The sequence below is a fragment of the Mycolicibacterium austroafricanum genome (assembly GCF_000612725.1).
Lineage (GTDB): Bacteria > Actinomycetota > Actinomycetes > Mycobacteriales > Mycobacteriaceae > Mycobacterium > Mycobacterium austroafricanum.
On record NZ_HG964451.1, the window covers coordinates 599,396 to 615,512 of the forward strand.

Consider the following 16,117-nt stretch of genomic DNA (forward strand, 5'->3'; position numbering starts at 1 on the left):
GGGGCGGCCGCGGCCGGCGCGGCGGCACCGGCGCGGCGGACGATGTCGAGGACCTGTTCGCGCACCACCGGATTGGACCGGATGTCGATGGTGCCGTCCATCGGAATGCCGTTGGCGCGCAGGATCTGCATGATCTGCATCAGCGGGCCGGCCTGCCCACGCAGGTCGTAGGTCCGGCCGTCACGGTCGGAGGTGAACTGCGCGGGCACCACGCCGGCGATCAATGCGCTTGCGTTCCAGTCGATTTCGTACTTCTGGGTGGCGGGGTCGACGAGGGCCACCAGCTTGTGGGCGTTGAGGATCTGCATCCGCACCGGGCTGGAGGCCATGGTCATCTGGGTGTCGAAACCCGGTTGGCCGGGCACGTCGAAGTGCAGGTTCACCTTGATCATCTGTTGGTCGTTGACGAACCAGGAGGTGTCCGAGATCCCGGTGATGTGGGCCAGGGTCAGCACGCCGGTCTGCGTGAGTTGTTGGTGTGTGGCCGCGGACTTGGTGCCCGCGGAGGTCAGCCACAGCGCGATCAGGACGTCGGCGGCGGTGATGAGCAGACCGACCCAGAACATCCAATTGATGTAGGGCTGGGCCATCGGACCCAGCGCGAAGTAGACGATGAGGAAGATCGGGCCGACAAGACCGCCGAAGAGCAGCACCGTCATCTGCGCTTTGAGATAACGCCCCAACATTCGCCGTTCTCCTTGTCGCCGACGTCGGGAGTCAGACTATCGCCAACCGGGTGAGTTCGGCTGGTTTGCCGGAGCCTGGACAAACCCTGTGAACCGACAACGAAAACGGCGCCCACCCGAAGGTGAGCGCCGCTCTCGCGTTGGTACTTAGATCACTTGATGATCTTGGTAACCCGGCCGGCGCCGACGGTACGGCCGCCCTCGCGGATCGCGAAGCGCAGGCCCTCGTCCATGGCGACGGGCTGGATCAGCTTGACGGAGATGTCGGTGTTGTCACCGGGCATCACCATCTCGGTGCCCTCGGGCAGGGTCACAACGCCGGTCACGTCCGTGGTGCGGAAGTAGAACTGCGGACGGTAGTTGTTGAAGAACGGCGTGTGGCGGCCACCCTCGTCCTTGGACAGGATGTAGACGCTGCCCTCGAACTCGGTGTGCGGCGTGGTGGTGCCGGGCTTGACCACGACCTGGCCACGCTCGACGTCCTCACGCTTGATGCCGCGCAGCAGCAGACCGACGTTGTCACCGGCCTGGCCCTGATCGAGCAGCTTACGGAACATCTCGACACCGGTGACCGTGGTCTTGGTGGTGTCGGGACGGATGCCGACGATCTCGACTTCCTCGTTCACGTTGATGATGCCGCGCTCCACACGACCGGTGACCACGGTGCCGCGGCCGGTGATGGTGAAGACGTCCTCGACGGGCATCAGGAACGGCTTGTCGGTCTCGCGAACCGGATCCGGGATCGACTCGTCGACGGCCTCCATGAGCTCCTCGACGGACTTGACCCACTTCTCGTCACCCTCGAGCGCCTTGAGCGCCGAGACCTTGACGACCGGGGCTTCCTCGTCGAAGTCCTGGGCGGCCAGCAGTTCGCGGACCTCCATCTCGACGAGCTCGATGAGCTCCTCGTCGTCCACCATGTCGGCCTTGTTCAGGGCCACCAGGATGTAGGGCACGCCGACCTGGCGGGCGAGCAGCACGTGCTCGCGGGTCTGCGGCATGGGGCCGTCAGTGGCGGCGACCACCAGGATCGCGCCGTCCATCTGGGCGGCACCGGTGATCATGTTCTTGATGTAGTCAGCGTGACCGGGGGCGTCAACGTGCGCGTAGTGACGCTTGTCGGTCTGGTACTCCACGTGGGAGATGTTGATCGTGATACCGCGCTGACGCTCCTCGGGCGCATTGTCGATCTGGTCGAATGCGCGCGACTCGTTCAAATCGGGGTACTTGTCGTGCAGAACCTTGGTGATTGCTGCGGTCAGCGTGGTCTTGCCGTGGTCAACGTGACCGATGGTCCCGATGTTGACGTGCGGCTTCGTCCGCTCGAACTTCGCCTTCGCCACTGTGTTGTCCTCCTGGACTGTGTTGGTGCTTCTTCTAAAGCAGTTTCGATGTGTTCAGTTGTGTGGTCTTACCAGATCTGCGAAAACCCGGGGTTACTGACCCGTCGCCTTCGCGATGATCTCCTTCGACACGTTCGCCGGAACCTCGGCGTACGAGTCGAACACCATGGAGTAGTTTGCCCGGCCCTGGGTCTTCGACCGAAGGTCTCCGACGTAGCCGAACATCTCCGACAGCGGAACCTGCGCCTTGACGACACGGGCACCGCTGCGCTCTTCCATGGCCTGGATCTGACCACGGCGGGAGTTCAGGTCGCCGATCACGTCACCCATGTAGTCCTCGGGTGTAGTGACCTCGACAGCCATGATGGGCTCCAGGATGACGGGCTGCGCAGACTGCGCGGCCTTCTTCAACACCTGCGAGCCGGCCACCTTGAACGCCATTTCCGACGAGTCGACCTCGTGGAACGCGCCGTCGAGCAGGGTGACCTTGACGTTCACCAGCGGGTAGCCGGCCAGCACGCCGTACTGCATGGCGTCCTGCGCACCGGCATCCACCGACGGGATGTACTCGCGCGGGATGCGGCCACCGGTGACCTTGTTCTCGAACTCGTAGGTCGCACCGTCCTCGCCGGTGAACGGCTCGAGGTCGATGAGCACCTTCGCGAACTGGCCGGAGCCACCCGTCTGCTTCTTGTGGGTGTACTCGACCTTCTCCACCTTGCGGCGGATGGTCTCGCGGTAGGCCACCTGCGGCTTGCCGACGTTGGCCTCGACCTTGAACTCGCGGCGCATGCGGTCCACCAGGATGTCCAGGTGCAGCTCGCCCATTCCGCCGATGACGGTCTGGCCGGTCTCCTGATCCAGGTGCACCTTGAAGGTCGGATCCTCTTCGGCGAGCTTCTGGATCGCGGTGCCCAGCTTCTCCTGGTCGCTCTTGGTCTTGGGCTCGATGGCGACCTCGATGACCGGGTCCGGGAACGTCATCGACTCCAGCACGATCTGCTGGTTCGGATCGCACAGCGTGTCGCCGGTGGTGGTGTCCTTCAGGCCGATCACGGCGTAGATGTGTCCCGCCGATGCAGACTCCACCGGGTTCTCTTTGTTGGAGTGCATCTGGAACAGCTTGCCCAGCCGCTCCTTCTTGCCCTTGGTCGAGTTGACGACCTGCGAACCCGAGTCGACCTTGCCCGAGTAGACGCGGACGTAGGTCAGCTTGCCGAAGAACGGGTGCGTGGCGACCTTGAAGGCCAGGCCCGAGAACGGCTCGTCGGCCGACGGCTTACGAGAGATGATCTCGTCTTCCTTGCCGGGGACGTGTCCCTCGGCGGCCGGCACGTCCAGCGGGTTCGGCAGGTAGTCGATGACGGCGTCGAGCATGGGCTGCACACCCTTGTTCTTGAACGCCGACCCGCACAGCACCGGGTAGCCCGCGGAGGTGATGGTCAGCTTGCGCAGACCGCTCTTGATCTCCTCGGTCGTCAACTCTTCGCCGCCGAGGTACTTCTCCATGAGCTCGTCGTCCGTCTCGGCGACGGCCTCGATCATCGCGGTGCGATACTCCTCGGCCTTCTCCTGCAGATCGGCCGGGATCTCGACGGTGTCGTACTTCTCGCCGAGCTTGGTCTCGCCCCGCCACACCTTGGCCTTCATCTCGACCAGGTCGACGACGCCCTCGAAGTCACCTTCGGAGCCGATCGGCAGCTGGATCGGGACGACGTTCGCGCCCAGGCGGTCCTTCATGGTCTGCACCGAGAAGTAGAAGTCGGCGCCCAGCTTGTCCATCTTGTTGACGAAGCAGATGCGCGGTACGTCGTACTTGTCGGCCTGACGCCAGACCTGCTCGGACTGCGGCTCGACACCTTCCTTGCCGTCGAACACGGCCACGGCACCGTCGAGCACGCGCAGCGAGCGCTCCACCTCGACGGTGAAGTCGACGTGGCCGGGGGTGTCGATGATGTTGATCTGGTTGTCGTTCCAGAAGCAGGTGGTCGCAGCGGAGGTGATGGTGATACCCCGCTCCTGCTCCTGCTCCATCCAGTCCATCGTGGCGGCACCGTCGTGCACCTCACCGATCTTGTACGAGATACCGGTGTAGAAGAGGATGCGCTCGGTCGTCGTCGTCTTGCCGGCATCGATGTGCGCCATGATGCCGATGTTGCGGACCTTCGTGAGGTCGGTCAGCACGTCCTGTGCCACGGCTAGATTCCCACTCTTTCGCTTGCTTGTCGGGTGTTCTGTTGCGCCCCGCCGTCGTCACTGGCCGCGGGGCATGCGATCACCAGCGGTAGTGCGCGAAGGCGCGGTTCGCCTCGGCCATCTTGTGGGTGTCCTCGCGCCGCTTGACGGCGGCACCCAAGCCGTTGCTCGCGTCGAGGATCTCGTTCGCGAGACGCTCGACCATGGTCTTCTCGCGGCGGGCCTTGGAGAAGCTGACCAGCCAACGCAGGGCCAGGGTGACCGAGCGGTCCGGACGGACCTCGACGGGAACCTGGTAGGTGGCGCCACCGACGCGGCGGCTGCGAACCTCGAGCGAGGGCTTCACGTTGTCCATGGCCCGCTTGAGCGTGACCACCGGGTCGGTGCCGGTCTTCTCACGAGCCTGCTCGAGCGCACCGTAAACAATGCGTTCGGCCAGCGATTTCTTCCCATCCAGCAGAACTTTGTTGACCAGCTGGGTGACCAGCTGCGACCCGTAGACCGGGTCGTTGACCAACGGACGCTTGGGCGCGGGTCCCTTGCGCGGCATCAGCTCTTCTCCTTCTTCGCGCCGTAACGGCTGCGGGCTTGCTTACGGTTCTTGACGCCCTGCGTGTCCAGCGACCCGCGGATGATCTTGTAGCGCACGCCGGGGAGGTCCTTCACACGGCCACCGCGCACCAGCACCATCGAGTGCTCCTGCAGGTTGTGACCCTCGCCGGGGATGTATGCGGTGACCTCGACCGCGCTGGTCAGGCGCACGCGCGCGACCTTGCGAAGCGCCGAGTTCGGCTTCTTCGGGGTCGTCGTGTACACGCGGGTGCACACGCCGCGGCGCTGCGGGCTGCCCTTGAGGGCCGCGGTCTTCACCTTGGCGATCTTGTCGCGGCGACCCTTACGGACCAGCTGGTTGATGGTTGGCATGTACCGGCTTTCTGTGTTCCTCGTCGTTCCGACGTGCGTGCTTGCTTCGTCTTAAGTTCTCTGTACTGCTGTTATGCCCGCGCTGGTTACCCCGCGGCCGGGCGTGTCGCATGCGGCCGCCGTGCACTGCAGGACAGTTTCACGGCACCCCGCGAGAGCGAGACATGCGAATTCGCCCGGCGTGCAGGCATGCGACGCCTTATCGGCCAGGCACGAACGTCCACAATACCAGGGCCGCATACCTCGACAAAACCCGCTGACCTGCGAATCCGTGGTGACAACCGGTCAGCGGAGCTGCATACCGGCGGCCAACCGGGCCACCATATCGGTGAATACGGCGTCGGTGTCAATGCCGCTCATCACCCCGGTCATCTCCAACAGCACGAAGCCGTGCATCGCCGACCAGAACTCCAGCGCCGCGTAGAACGCGGACTCGCTTTCCAGACCGAAAGTCTCCAACACCGAGATGACGGGCGCCGCCGCGGCCCTGGTGGCCTCGGTGAACTCCGGGTCGTCACCGCCGAGCGGCATCCGGGTGAACGCCGAGTACCGGCCCGGATGGTGGTGGGCATAGCTGCGGTAGGCGCTGGCCATCACCATCACCGCGTCGTCGGGGGTGCGGCCCTTCGCGACCGTGTTGAGCATCTCGATGATGTCGCCGACGACGTGCATGCGCACCGTGCGGCGCAGATCGTCGAGGCTGTGCACGTGGTTGTAGAGCGACGGACCCTTGGTGCCGAGCTGGTTGGCAAGCGCGTTGATGGTCAGCGCGTCCCAACCCTCGCGGTCGAGGAAGGTCAGCGCGGCGTTGACGATGGCGTCTCGGCTGAGCTTGGCCGTCCGTGGCGGCCGAACTGCCATGTCGCCATCCCCCTCGGATCAGTCAGGTCGCCCAGGGTCAGCCGGGTCAGCGAGCAACTCTAGTTCACCCGCTGTTGGCTGAGCTGCGCCAGTTGTTCGATGACCGAGCACAGGTCGGGCATCGTCGCCGAGTTCATCGTCTGGATCGACCACGTGATCACGTCGCCGCCCTTGGCGACGTAGATGCTGCACGCGGTGTCGTCGTAGGCCTTGAACCCCTTGTTGCCGTCCAGCGTCAGCTCGGTCAGGGTGCGGCCGGCGCGCTGCTCAAGGGCCCGTTCGGTGTCCATGTCGCTGCCGCGGTACCACCACGTCGAGATGCCCATTCCCGCGCCGAAGTCGCCGATCATGCTGTCTTCCTGCCAGAAGCAGCCCGCGTCGCTGACCACCGCCGGGGTGAACAGGTCGGATCCGGCGGCCTCGGTGACGTCTGCGTCGGTGATGCCGTTGCAGTCCACGCTCTCGAATCCCGGCCCCGCCGACTGGGCGTCGGGGCCGGACGCAGGCCCGTCGGCCCCGTCGGGGCCGCCGCATCCGGACAACAGTGCGGCCAGGGTCAGCGCCGCGCAGATGCGGGCAGGGACTCCTGCGGCCATCACATGTCCGAGCGCAGAGTCGCCGAGAGCAGCTTCTCGGCGTCGACGCAGGGGTCACCGGCGGCCTGGCCGCGGTACTGCACCCACCAACTCAGCACACCCGACCCGGCTGCGGCGGTCGCCGAGCAGGCCGCGCCGGTGGTGTCGCGGCGCGCGGAGAAGGCCGCGTGCCGTTCGACCACGATGTCGGTGACGGCGGCGCCGCGCGCGGTGGCCAGGTCGCGTTCGCGCTGCAGGCTTCCGGTGTCGAACCAGGAGAACGTGACGTCCACCGTCGGCGCGCCACCCGAGCGGCGCGCCAGGATGTACTGGCACACCGCCCCGCTGTAGGGGCGGGTGATCTGGTCGGCCCCGAGCATCGCCTGCACGGTGCTGTCGTCGAGCAGTCCGCACCGGTTGTCGACATAGCCGTAGCTGCGGTCCGGATCGGGGACACCGGCATCGGAGCGCTGCGCGGTTCCGGTGACGGTCTGCGCGCAGCCCACAGCTGTCGCCGTCGTGATGACCGCCACGGCGAGAACCGGCATGACACCACTGACAACCCGGAGCATCGCAGCTCACGGTACCCGTCTCGGTGAAGCTCGACAGTGCGAGCGAGCGACGTCGTAGGCTGCCGGTGTGACTGCATCGGTTGTCGGACGTCTGTGTGCGGTGAGTGGTCTGGTGGCGATGGCCGCGTTGGCCTCGGTGAACCCGGTGGCGCAAGCCAAGAACGGCGACACCCACATCACCGGGATCGGCGTCGAGCAGACCATCGACTGCAATGAATCCACGCTGATCGTTTTGGGCAACAACAACCGGATCAATGCGCTGGGAACGTGCTGGGCGGTGACGGTCCAGGGGTCGTCGAACGTCGTCGTCGCCGACAACGTGGTCAACGACATCACGGTCTACGGATGGGACCAGACGGTGTTCTACAAGAACGGAGCACCGATCGTGTGGGACCGCGGCCGCGAACTGGGGATGACAAATCGCATAGATCGGGTACCCGCCTAGGCATGGACCCTCGTCTTGGTGTGATCGGTTGTCTCGCCGCCCTGACAGTCGGACTGTCGGCATGCGGTTCGACCAGCGACGACACCAACAGCCCCACCGCGACCGCAGGGACATCCGGCGCCCAGGTCGAGATCGGCAACACCATCAACTACGGGTCGTTCGGCACGACGGCGGACATCGACTGCGCCGACGGCAAGTCGCTCAACGTCGGCGGCTCCAACAACACGCTGACCGTCAAGGGCACGTGCGCCAACGTCAACATCGGCGGGGCCGACAACAAGATCAGCTTCGAGCGGGTGGACGCCGAGCTGTCGGTCGTCGGCCTGAACAACACCGTGACCTACCGCGACGGTGATCCGAAGGTCAACGACACCGGCAGCAACAACTCGATCAGCAGAGGTTAGCGAGGCCCAAAGGCCTCTATCGCCAGAGCCTTTTGGAAGGTTGAATCGCCCCATGAGGCAGCGTCTCCGTTGGCTGTTGACCGGGCTGGGCGCCGCGGTGATCATGGCGGCGCCCGCCTCGGCTGCGCCACCGGGAGGCGACGACGCATCGGGAGACATCGATGCCTATCCACTTGCGGAGGGCGATTACACGACGCCCGACGACTACGGCTGGGTTTTCTTCACCACCCCGGACGGGCGTGCGTGCGGCATCGGGCCGAACGGCGGGCCCGTGGGCTGCGACGCGGTGGCCGCCGACGCCCCGCCCGGCGTCAACCAGACCTGGGTGATGAGTTGGGGCCCGGCCGAGTACCGCTACTCGGACACGGCGTCGTTCACCCGCGGCGTCGACATGCTCCCCGTCGGTGAGCGCGTGGAGAGCCTCGGTGGCGCCTGCGCGGTTACCTCCCCCGATACCGTGCGCTGCGAGACATACGGCAACCACGGCTTCATCCTGTCCGCCGATCAGGGCGTCTTCTGGTGACTCAGCCGGGCGCTCCGTGCCGACCTGCGCCCTCTGCGAACCGGGCGGCGCCCTCCAGCGACTCGGCCGCCACCCGCGACAGGCTGCCGAACTCGACGTCCATCGCTTCGGCCTCCGACATGCCCCACTGGTTCAGCAGCGACATCCGGTCGGACCGCATGCACTGCTGCGGCAGCGCAGCCAACTCGGCGGCGAGCTCCTCGGCCCGCTGGCGCGCCTCGCCCTTCGGCACCACACGGTTGGCCAGTCCGATCGCGTAAGCCTCGTCGGCGTCGACCGCGCGGCCGGTGAGGACGAGGTCCATCGCACGGCTGTGCCCGATCAACCGCGGTAGGCGCACGGTGCCGCCGTCGATCAGCGGAACTCCCCACCGCCGGCAGAAAACGCCCATCACGGCGTCCTGCTCGACGATCCGCAGGTCGCACCACAGCGCCAGCTCCAGGCCACCCGCGACCGCGTAGCCGCTGACCGCCGCGATCACCGGCTTGGACAGCACCATCCGGCTCGGCCCCATCGGGCCCGGTCCGGTCCGATGCACGGGATTGGAGTTCTCGGTGCCCATCGCCTTGAGGTCGGCGCCGGCGCAGAAGGTTCCGTTGTCACCCCACAGCACCGCGACCGACGCGGACTCGTCCTTGTCGAACTCGTCGAACGCGGCGTGGAGCTCCATCGCCGTCGGACCGTCGACGGCGTTGCGCGCCTGCGGCCGGTCCATGACGACCGTCGTCACCGCGCCGCTCTTCTCGACCCTGATGCTTTCTCCCCGGGTCGCTTCGCTCCTGCCCGCCGTCCCGCTCATCTCGCCTCCATCAGTTCCACACCGTCGCGCCGCGCGACCATTTCGGCGGCGAAGTCGTTGTACGCGGAGCGCAGTGCCGCGCCGGGCCAGTCGGTGGCCAGCAGTTCATCGGGCAACACCGGATCCGTCAGCAGGTGCCGCACCATCGCCGCCGCGACGACGAACCGACCGGGAACGTCGTCGGCGTCGGCGATCCGGGTGAGCAGTTCGCGCCCGGTCGCGGCCCAGCCGGGGAGATCCCACAGCCGCGCGGCGAGCTCGGCCGGTTCGTCGTCGCGGGCCGCCAGGATGCGCACCTTCTCGGTGATGTCGGGGCCGAGTTCGAGGTCGACGTTGGCCGGGCGCATCCAGACACCTTCACGAAGTTCGGCGAAGCGGTTGTCCTGCAAGGTGTTTCGTAGCTGGGCCCGCGTTCTGGCATCGGTTCCGACACTGGTGATCACCAGCATGGTCCAGCTGCCGTCCCAGGCGTGTCGCCGCGGGGTGATCGCGTCGTCCTGGCGGCGCTGACGGGCCAGGAGTCGGTCCGAGAGCCGGTATCCGTCTTCGGAGCGCACCAGGTCGCCCGCGCCGACCATGCGGGTCAGCGCCACCCGCACCGTCGATTCCCTGATGCCGAAATCGCTGGTGAGTCGGATCAATTCGGCGGCCGTCGCCCACGCCGGGTGGGCGCCGAGCAGCACGCTGAGCACCACCGAGCGTGCCGTCATCCGCATCGCTCACACCCCATCGCTCAAACCCCGGACGTCGTGCGGCCGTAGTCCCCGAAGGGTTCATCGCGGCCGCGCACCGCCTCGCGGAAGCCGTGCTCACGGGCCTGCGCGACGAACGCGTGCCCTTCCGGGGTGTGGCGGGCGATTCCGTCGAACACGGTGGAGATCATCGCGCTGTTGGTTACCCCCTGGTTGTACAGCGCGCTGTTCATCGCGAGCTTGACCATGATCAGCTGGTTGACCGGGACGGCGGCGATCCGTTCGACCAGCCGCTCGGTCCGCTCGTCGAGGTCGGCCGGATCGGGCGCCTCCACCGCGAGCCCCCACTCGGCGGCCTGCGCGCCGGTGAGGCAATCCCCGGTCAGCAGAAGGCGTTTGGCCCGCTGATCGCCGAGTCGGTGCGCCCACATGCCCGCGGCGGGCACACCCCACACCCGGGTGGGCGGGTAGCCGATCTTGGCGTCCGCCGCGGCGATCACCTGGTCGGCGTGCAGCGCGATGTCGGTGCCGCCCGCCACGCAGTAGCCGTGGATCTTGACGACGGTCGGCTTGTCGCAGCGCATCAGGCTGGAGAAGCCGCGCACGAACCGGCTCATCATCTGGTAGTCGATCATCGGATCCCAGGGCTGATCGGCGCGGTGGTTGATCGCCTGGGTCTTGCCGTCGAGCACGGTGCCCCGCCGGTCGGTGCCCGCCGTCGAGGACCCTTCGGCGTAGGCCCCCAGGTCGAACCCGGCGCAGAAGCCTTCGCCGCGCCCGGACACCAGGATCACGTGGACGCTCGGGTCCAGGTCGGCGCGTTCGACGAGCGCCGCGAGCTCCAGCGGGGTGTCGGCGATGATCGCGTTGCCCGTCTCGGGGCGGTTGAACGTGATGCGGGCGACCCGGCCGGTGACCTCGTAGGTCATCGTCTTGAGGGTCTCGGTCATCTGTTGTCTGTCCTCCTCGCGTCCGGGGCCTTGACCAGGGCACGCTCGATGATCGGTGCCAGGTCCAGCCCGGTCGGCAACGTGCCGAACGCGCCGCCCCACTGGCCGCCGAGCCTGCTGGCCAGGAAGGCCTCGGCCACGGCGGGATGGCCGTGGCGCACCAGCAGCGAACCCTGCAGCGCCAGCGAGATGTCCTCGGCCACCTGACGGGCGCGGTACTGGATCGTCTCGGGGTCGCCCAGCTGCGGCCGCAGACCCTGCACGTGCGCGTCCAGCCGGGCGTCGTGACCGTCGGTCGCGGCGAGCTCGTCGAACAGCACGTCGATGCACTCGGGCCGGGTTGCCATGGCGCGCAACGTGTCCAGCGCACTCACGTTGCCCGAGCCCTCCCAGATGCCCATCAGCGGGGCCTCCCGGTAGAGCCGCGGCATCCCGGAGTCCTCGACGTAGCCGTTGCCGCCCAGGCACTCCATCGCCTCGGCGGCATGCGGGGTGGCCCGCTTGCACACCCAGTACTTGGCGGCGGCCAATCCGATTCTGCGCAACAGTGTTTCGCGCTCGTCGCCACGCACGGCACGGTCTGTGGCGCCGGCCATCCGCATCGCCAGCATCGTGGCGGCCTCGGCCTCGACCGCGAGGTCGGCGAGCACGTTGCGCATCAGCGGCTGATCGATGAGGTAAGCCCCGAACGCCTTGCGGTGCTGGGCGTGGTGGGTGGCACGCATGAGCCCGTTGCGCATGCTCGTCGCGCTGCCCAGCGCGCAGTCCAGCCGGGTCAGGTTGACCATCTCGATGATGGTCGGCACGCCGCGGCCCTCCTCACCGACCAGCCACGCCGTCGCTCCGTCGTACTCCACCTCACTGGAGGCGTTGGCGTGGTTGCCGAGCTTGTCCTTGAGGCGTTGCAGGAACATCCGGTTGCGGGAGCCGTCGGGCAGGATCCGCGGCAGGAAGAAGCAACTCAGGCCACCCGGCGCCTGGGCGAGGACCAGGAAGATGTCGCACATCGGCGCCGAGGTGAACCATTTGTGCCCGCGCAGCGAGTAGGTGCCGTCGCCGTTGGGGGTGGCCTCGGTGGTGCCGGCGCGGACGTCGGAGCCGCCCTGCTTCTCGGTCATCGACATCCCGGCGGTGATGCCCGGCTTGGTGCTGGGCACCGCCAGCTCGGGGTCGTAGACGCGGCTGGTCAGCAAGGGTTCGTAGACCGCGGCGAGTTCCGGGTTGTGGCGCAGCGCCGGCACCACGGCGTACGTCATCGAGATCGGACAGATGTGGCCGGGTTCCGGCGTCCACACCGAGGTCTTCGCCGCCCGCACGACGTGGGAGCCGTCGCGGTCGTCGGCCCACGGCGCGGCGTGCAGACCGTGGCCGACCGCCACCGTCATCAGCTGGTGGTAGGCGGGGTCGTATTCGACCTCGTCGATGCGGTGACCGGTGCGGTCGTGGGTGTGCAGCACCGGCCGGTTGCGGTCGGCGAGCTCGCCCCAGCGCTGCGCGGCGGCGCTGCCGGCCAGGGCTCCGAGCTCGGCGACCTCATCGGCGCCCCACTGCCCGCCCTCGCGGATCAGCGCCTCGGCGAGGACCGGCGAGGCGGCCGGGTTGAAGTCCTCCAGCGGCGGGACCTGATTGGTGACGACATGGGTGTCATGCATGACACCACTGTTACATCAAACGAACAATCGCACAAGAACTGTAATAAACCTACGAGCTGCAGAGTTGGCTGAGCTTGTTCCTGGTGGCCTCGGCATCGCGGATGCGGCCGGCTTGCAGATCCTCGTCGTTGGGGACGCCGGCAAGCGCGTTGGCGCCGATCTGCTGCAGCGTGGTGCCGAACGCGCGGGCCGCGTCGGCGAGGTCCTGCGGCGTGTCGGAGCTGATCTGGCTCAGCAGATAGTCGCCGCCGCCGAGCATCGCCAAGCGCGCATTGGCCGCCACCGCTTCGACCGCGGCCGGTTCTGGACCGATGTTGGCGTTGGTCTGCCTCTGCACCGCCATCGCCACCGTGTGCGCCGCGCTGCAGACGCGTTCCTTGGCGTCACCCTGCAGCGGCGCGCCCGTCGCCGAGGCCGACTGTTGTTCCGGCATGCTCAGCAGCGCCCACACTGCAAGCCCGACGGCAATCAGCGCCACCAGCAACGCGATTGGGGTGAGCGGTGAACTGTTGCGGGTGACTTTCTGTGGCACTCGCGACACGTGCGGTTCAGGGGTTGAATCGGATTCGACTTCTCTGGGATCGGCCACGACGCGATGGTAGAGGCACCGCCACCCCCCCAAGGGGAGGAATCGCGAAACTGCGACGCATCGGCGACCGGATCGTCACTTCGAATTTTTGCTCTTTGCAAAGGATTTGTTGTGTATCGTCAGCCGTCGGGGGATCTTTCAGCGAGTTGGGGGTTGTGCTGATGTCGATAGATACGGCGTATATGCGTGAGGCGATGGCGCGTCGACTGCTGCGGCGGGGGGTGTCCAGCGGCAAGATCACGCTGCCGGCGGTGCCGGGGCTTGTCGACGAATATGTTTCCGTGTGCAACAAGATTTTTGGCGCACTCGGCCGCAAGTTCAGCGGCGACGAGCTCGATCACCTCAGATCGTTGCTCGCGAAGGAGCTGGCAAACGCCTACGCGGGATCGAACCGGTCCAACATCGTCATCACCTATGACGCCCCGGTCGGCACGGTGCTGAACTACTTCATCCAGCCGCAGGTGTCGACGCTCGAAGAGTCCTACGACAGCTGGGTGGCGTCCCGCAAACCACCGTTGTTCGGCATCAATCCCGACGCCCGCGTGACCGCCCTGTCGACCGAGATCACCAGCCCCGAAACTGCTCGGGTGCTCGACATCGGCGCCGGAACCGGGCGCAACGCTCTGGCATTGGCCCGCCGGGGCCATCCCGTCGACGCGGTCGAGCTGACCCCGAAATTCGCCGAGATCCTGCGGACCGAGGCTTTCAAGCATCTGTTGAACATCCGGGTGATCGACCGCGACGTCTTCGAGACCATGGACGACCTGCAGAAGGACTACCAGTTGATCGTCCTCTCCGAGGTGGTGTCGGACTTCCGGAACGTCGCACAGCTGCGCGCCATCTTCGAACTCGCTGCAGGGTGCCTCGCTCCCGGAGGTCGGCTCGTGTTCAACACGTTCATGCCTCGTCCCGGTTACCTGTCCGACGACGCGGTGCGGGAGCTGGCGGATGCGGCACGCGAACTCGGACAGCAGGTGTACACGACCATCTTCACCGGCGAGGAGATCGACATCGCCTCGGCGGGACTGTCGTTGCGGCTCATGACGAACGACTCCGTCTACGAGTATGAGAAGGAGAACCTGCCTGCGGGCCACTGGCCGCCGACGGGTTGGTACGCGGAATGGGTGAGCGGTCAGGATATCTTCGATGTCCCCCGTGAACAGTCGCCCGTCGACATGCGCTGGCTGGTTTATCAGAAGACGGGATAGTCCTCATGTCCGATGTGAGGCCCGCGATCTGTCTCAACATGATCGTGCGCAACGAGGCGCATATCGTCCACGAGGTGCTCGATTCCGTTGCCCCCTACATCGATTCGTGGGTGATCGTCGACACCGGCTCGGACGACGGCACCCAGGACAAGATTCGTGATCACATGGCGGCCCTGGGCATCCCGGGCGAACTGCATGTGCGTCCTTGGCGAAACTTCGGACACAACCGCTCGGAGGCCCTGGAGCTCGCGCGTGGACACGGCGACTACATCTGGGTGATGGACGCCGACGATCTACTCGTCGGCACACCGGATTTCAGCGGACTCACCGCCGACGTCTACCAACTGCACTACGGCCCCGACGTCTCGTACTGGCGGCGCCAGTTGTTCAGAGACGGCCTCCCTTGGCGGTATGTGGGTGTGCTTCACGAGTACGCCGAGTGCGGTGGCCCGTGTACCGAGGAACGGCTCCGCGGCGACTACCACATCGAATCGCGGCGCCTGGGCGGCCGCAACCTCGATCCTGAGAAGTACGCGCGTGATGCCGAAGTTCTGCTGGCCGAGGTCGAGCGCAACCCCGACGATCCGCGATCGGTGTTCTATCTGGCGCAGAGCTATTACGACTACGGCGATTACGCGAGTGCACACAAGTGGTATCGACGCCGCACCGAGATGGCTGGCTTCGACGAAGAGGTGTATTACGCCCTGGTGCGTGTGGCAGATACCATGCTGCGACTCGGCGAGCCCTGGCCGCCGGTTCAGGATGCGTTCCTGCGCGCCTGGGAGTACCGGCCTTGGCGCGCAGAGGCGCTCTACGCGGTCGCACGGTGGTATCGCGACGAGCAGCGCTACCAGCTCGGCCACCTGTTCGCCGAACGCGCCGCCCGGATTCCGATGCCCGATCAGGACGTGTTGTTCGTCAACGCCGAGATCTACTCCTGGCGCGCGTCCGACGAACAGGCGGTCTGCGCGTCCTGGATCGGCAGGCAGGAAGAGACCTTTGCGCTATGCCGTCAGCTGCTGAACCGCACCGATATCCCCGAAGAAGAGCGATGCAGAATCGCGGGGAACCGAGATCTCGGCGCGGCTCACCTGCTCGACGCCGCAGCCACCTACCCGGAATCGTTGGCGCATGATCTTCATACCGCCGAAGGAGACATCACCGTCACCGTCGTGGCGGGCCCTGACCGCTCGGCAACCGAGCGGACCCTGAACTCGGTGCTGCACTGTTTCTCGGACCTCACCCGCGTCGGTCGTGTCCTGGTGATCGACATAGGACTGTGGCCAAACGACCGGGCCGAACTCGCCGCAAAGTACCCGTTCCTGGAGTTTCGGCAGTCTCCCCCAGGTGTTCAGCGTGGGCAGCTGCGCGACCTGATCGATGACCGGTTCTGGTTACACCTGGGCATGGGCTGGCAGTTCTTCGCGCCCGACGACTACATCCGTCGCCTGACGTCGGTACTCGACGCAGAGCCGGAGGTCTGCCAGGTGGGGATCAACTTCGGTGATGCGGACAAGCTGACAGGTTGTGTGGCGCAGTTGACGACGGTTCGCGGCAACGCGGATACGGGACGCTATGTGCTGACCGAGACCGCCGCTGACGGCCCGGCCATGTTCGACTGCACCCGATGGGACGGTACGGAAGCCGGTCTGCGCGCCGCCTCCCTCGACGAAGTGCTGTGCGTGCTGCAAGGGTGAG

Annotated in this window: 18 protein-coding genes; 5 read left to right on the forward strand and 13 right to left on the reverse strand. The window is 66.4% G+C overall.

The window, feature by feature from the left end; translation table 11 throughout:
• The 8 genes from BN976_RS09555 to BN976_RS09590 all read right to left on the reverse strand — a co-directional run.
• On the reverse strand, positions 1-686 hold a 686-nt coding region (locus BN976_RS09555), incomplete at its 3' end, for a hypothetical protein (RefSeq protein WP_051558391.1).
• A 152-nt stretch (positions 687-838) separates the two neighbouring features.
• The gene (tuf, locus tag BN976_RS09560; protein ID WP_036370169.1) at positions 839-2,029 is read right to left on the reverse strand and encodes an elongation factor Tu; all 1,191 of its coding nucleotides are present in this window, start codon (positions 2,027-2,029) and stop codon (positions 839-841) included.
• 93 nt (positions 2,030-2,122) lie between these two features.
• Positions 2,123-4,174, reverse strand: a complete 2,052-nt coding sequence (gene fusA / locus BN976_RS09565) for an elongation factor G (RefSeq protein WP_235622033.1) — start codon at positions 4,172-4,174, stop codon at positions 2,123-2,125.
• A 130-nt stretch (positions 4,175-4,304) separates the two neighbouring features.
• Positions 4,305-4,775 carry a 30S ribosomal protein S7 gene (gene rpsG, locus BN976_RS09570; RefSeq protein ID WP_011778546.1) on the reverse strand — a complete coding sequence of 157 codons (471 nt, stop codon included), beginning with the start codon at positions 4,773-4,775 and terminating at the stop codon, positions 4,305-4,307.
• Positions 4,775-5,149, reverse strand: coding sequence for a 30S ribosomal protein S12 (rpsL, locus tag BN976_RS09575; RefSeq protein WP_003929602.1), 375 nt, complete (start codon positions 5,147-5,149; stop codon positions 4,775-4,777). Before rpsL ends, rpsG begins: the two co-directional genes overlap by 1 nt.
• Before the next feature lie 285 nt (positions 5,150-5,434).
• The gene (locus BN976_RS09580) at positions 5,435-6,010 is read right to left on the reverse strand and encodes a TetR/AcrR family transcriptional regulator (RefSeq protein ID WP_036370175.1); all 576 of its coding nucleotides are present in this window, start codon (positions 6,008-6,010) and stop codon (positions 5,435-5,437) included.
• 59 nt (positions 6,011-6,069) lie between these two features.
• Positions 6,070-6,606 carry a DUF3558 domain-containing protein gene (locus tag BN976_RS09585; RefSeq protein WP_011778544.1) on the reverse strand — a complete coding sequence of 179 codons (537 nt, stop codon included), beginning with the start codon at positions 6,604-6,606 and terminating at the stop codon, positions 6,070-6,072.
• Positions 6,606-7,157, reverse strand: coding sequence for a DUF3558 domain-containing protein (locus BN976_RS09590; protein WP_036370177.1), 552 nt, complete (start codon positions 7,155-7,157; stop codon positions 6,606-6,608). Before BN976_RS09590 ends, BN976_RS09585 begins: the two co-directional genes overlap by 1 nt.
• Before the next feature lie 118 nt (positions 7,158-7,275).
• Between BN976_RS09590 and BN976_RS09595 the strand changes: the two genes are divergently transcribed.
• The 3 genes from BN976_RS09595 to BN976_RS09605 are packed head-to-tail and all read left to right on the forward strand — an operon-like array spanning position 7,276 to position 8,529.
• A complete protein-coding gene (locus BN976_RS09595) occupies positions 7,276-7,602 on the forward strand; it encodes a DUF3060 domain-containing protein (protein WP_049778201.1) in 327 nt (108 codons plus the stop codon).
• 2 nt (positions 7,603-7,604) lie between these two features.
• Positions 7,605-8,006, forward strand: coding sequence for a DUF3060 domain-containing protein (locus BN976_RS09600; RefSeq protein WP_011778541.1), 402 nt, complete (start codon positions 7,605-7,607; stop codon positions 8,004-8,006).
• Between the two features lie 52 nt (positions 8,007-8,058).
• On the forward strand, positions 8,059-8,529 hold the full coding sequence (locus BN976_RS09605) for a hypothetical protein (RefSeq protein ID WP_036370181.1): 471 nt from the start codon (positions 8,059-8,061) through the stop codon (positions 8,527-8,529).
• Between the two features lies 1 nt (position 8,530).
• On the opposite strand, the gene BN976_RS09610 is transcribed toward BN976_RS09605, so the two are convergent.
• The 5 genes from BN976_RS09610 to BN976_RS09630 are packed head-to-tail and all read right to left on the reverse strand — an operon-like array spanning position 8,531 to position 13,211.
• Positions 8,531-9,328: a crotonase/enoyl-CoA hydratase family protein gene (locus BN976_RS09610; protein WP_199558920.1), complete on the reverse strand. Its 798-nt coding sequence runs from the start codon at positions 9,326-9,328 to the stop codon at positions 8,531-8,533.
• Entirely contained in the window at positions 9,325-10,044 is a 720-nt protein-coding gene (locus BN976_RS09615; protein WP_036370186.1) for a PaaX family transcriptional regulator C-terminal domain-containing protein, read from the reverse strand. Before BN976_RS09615 ends, BN976_RS09610 begins: the two co-directional genes overlap by 4 nt.
• Before the next feature lie 17 nt (positions 10,045-10,061).
• The gene (locus tag BN976_RS09620; RefSeq protein ID WP_036370188.1) at positions 10,062-10,970 is read right to left on the reverse strand and encodes a crotonase/enoyl-CoA hydratase family protein; all 909 of its coding nucleotides are present in this window, start codon (positions 10,968-10,970) and stop codon (positions 10,062-10,064) included.
• Positions 10,967-12,622 carry an acyl-CoA dehydrogenase family protein gene (locus BN976_RS09625; protein ID WP_036370191.1) on the reverse strand — a complete coding sequence of 552 codons (1,656 nt, stop codon included), beginning with the start codon at positions 12,620-12,622 and terminating at the stop codon, positions 10,967-10,969. Before BN976_RS09625 ends, BN976_RS09620 begins: the two co-directional genes overlap by 4 nt.
• Positions 12,623-12,671: 49 nt before the next feature.
• Positions 12,672-13,211 carry a hypothetical protein gene (locus BN976_RS09630; RefSeq protein ID WP_036370193.1) on the reverse strand — a complete coding sequence of 180 codons (540 nt, stop codon included), beginning with the start codon at positions 13,209-13,211 and terminating at the stop codon, positions 12,672-12,674.
• Positions 13,212-13,372: 161 nt separating this feature from the next.
• Here BN976_RS09630 and BN976_RS09635 point away from each other — a divergent pair, with 161 nt between their 5' ends.
• Together BN976_RS09635 and BN976_RS32030 are read left to right on the forward strand one after the other, a co-directional pair.
• Positions 13,373-14,419 carry a class I SAM-dependent methyltransferase gene (locus BN976_RS09635; RefSeq protein WP_036370524.1) on the forward strand — a complete coding sequence of 349 codons (1,047 nt, stop codon included), beginning with the start codon at positions 13,373-13,375 and terminating at the stop codon, positions 14,417-14,419.
• Positions 14,420-14,424: 5 nt separating this feature from the next.
• Positions 14,425-16,116 carry a glycosyltransferase gene (locus tag BN976_RS32030; RefSeq protein WP_051558376.1) on the forward strand — a complete coding sequence of 564 codons (1,692 nt, stop codon included), beginning with the start codon at positions 14,425-14,427 and terminating at the stop codon, positions 16,114-16,116.
• Position 16,117 lies beyond the last annotated feature (1 nt).

Bases quoted from the DNA above. Each gene is read 5' to 3' on its own strand.
- fusA (WP_235622033.1), bottom strand. From the start codon at position 4,174: ATGGCGCACATCGATGCCGGCAAGACGACGACGACCGAGCGCATCCTC.
- rpsG (WP_011778546.1), bottom strand. From the start codon at position 4,775: ATGCCGCGCAAGGGACCCGCGCCCAAGCGTCCGTTGGTCAACGACCCG.
- rpsL (WP_003929602.1), bottom strand. From the start codon at position 5,149: ATGCCAACCATCAACCAGCTGGTCCGTAAGGGTCGCCGCGACAAGATC.
- BN976_RS09580 (WP_036370175.1), bottom strand. From the start codon at position 6,010: ATGGCAGTTCGGCCGCCACGGACGGCCAAGCTCAGCCGAGACGCCATC.
- BN976_RS09585 (WP_011778544.1), bottom strand. From the start codon at position 6,606: ATGGCCGCAGGAGTCCCTGCCCGCATCTGCGCGGCGCTGACCCTGGCC.
- BN976_RS09590 (WP_036370177.1), bottom strand. From the start codon at position 7,157: ATGCTCCGGGTTGTCAGTGGTGTCATGCCGGTTCTCGCCGTGGCGGTC.
- BN976_RS09595 (WP_049778201.1), top strand. From the start codon at position 7,276: ATGGCCGCGTTGGCCTCGGTGAACCCGGTGGCGCAAGCCAAGAACGGC.
- BN976_RS09600 (WP_011778541.1), top strand. From the start codon at position 7,605: ATGGACCCTCGTCTTGGTGTGATCGGTTGTCTCGCCGCCCTGACAGTC.
- BN976_RS09605 (WP_036370181.1), top strand. From the start codon at position 8,059: ATGAGGCAGCGTCTCCGTTGGCTGTTGACCGGGCTGGGCGCCGCGGTG.
- BN976_RS09610 (WP_199558920.1), bottom strand. From the start codon at position 9,328: ATGAGCGGGACGGCGGGCAGGAGCGAAGCGACCCGGGGAGAAAGCATC.
- BN976_RS09615 (WP_036370186.1), bottom strand. From the start codon at position 10,044: ATGCGGATGACGGCACGCTCGGTGGTGCTCAGCGTGCTGCTCGGCGCC.
- BN976_RS09620 (WP_036370188.1), bottom strand. From the start codon at position 10,970: ATGACCGAGACCCTCAAGACGATGACCTACGAGGTCACCGGCCGGGTC.
- BN976_RS09625 (WP_036370191.1), bottom strand. From the start codon at position 12,622: ATGCATGACACCCATGTCGTCACCAATCAGGTCCCGCCGCTGGAGGAC.
- BN976_RS09635 (WP_036370524.1), top strand. From the start codon at position 13,373: ATGTCGATAGATACGGCGTATATGCGTGAGGCGATGGCGCGTCGACTG.
- BN976_RS32030 (WP_051558376.1), top strand. From the start codon at position 14,425: ATGTCCGATGTGAGGCCCGCGATCTGTCTCAACATGATCGTGCGCAAC.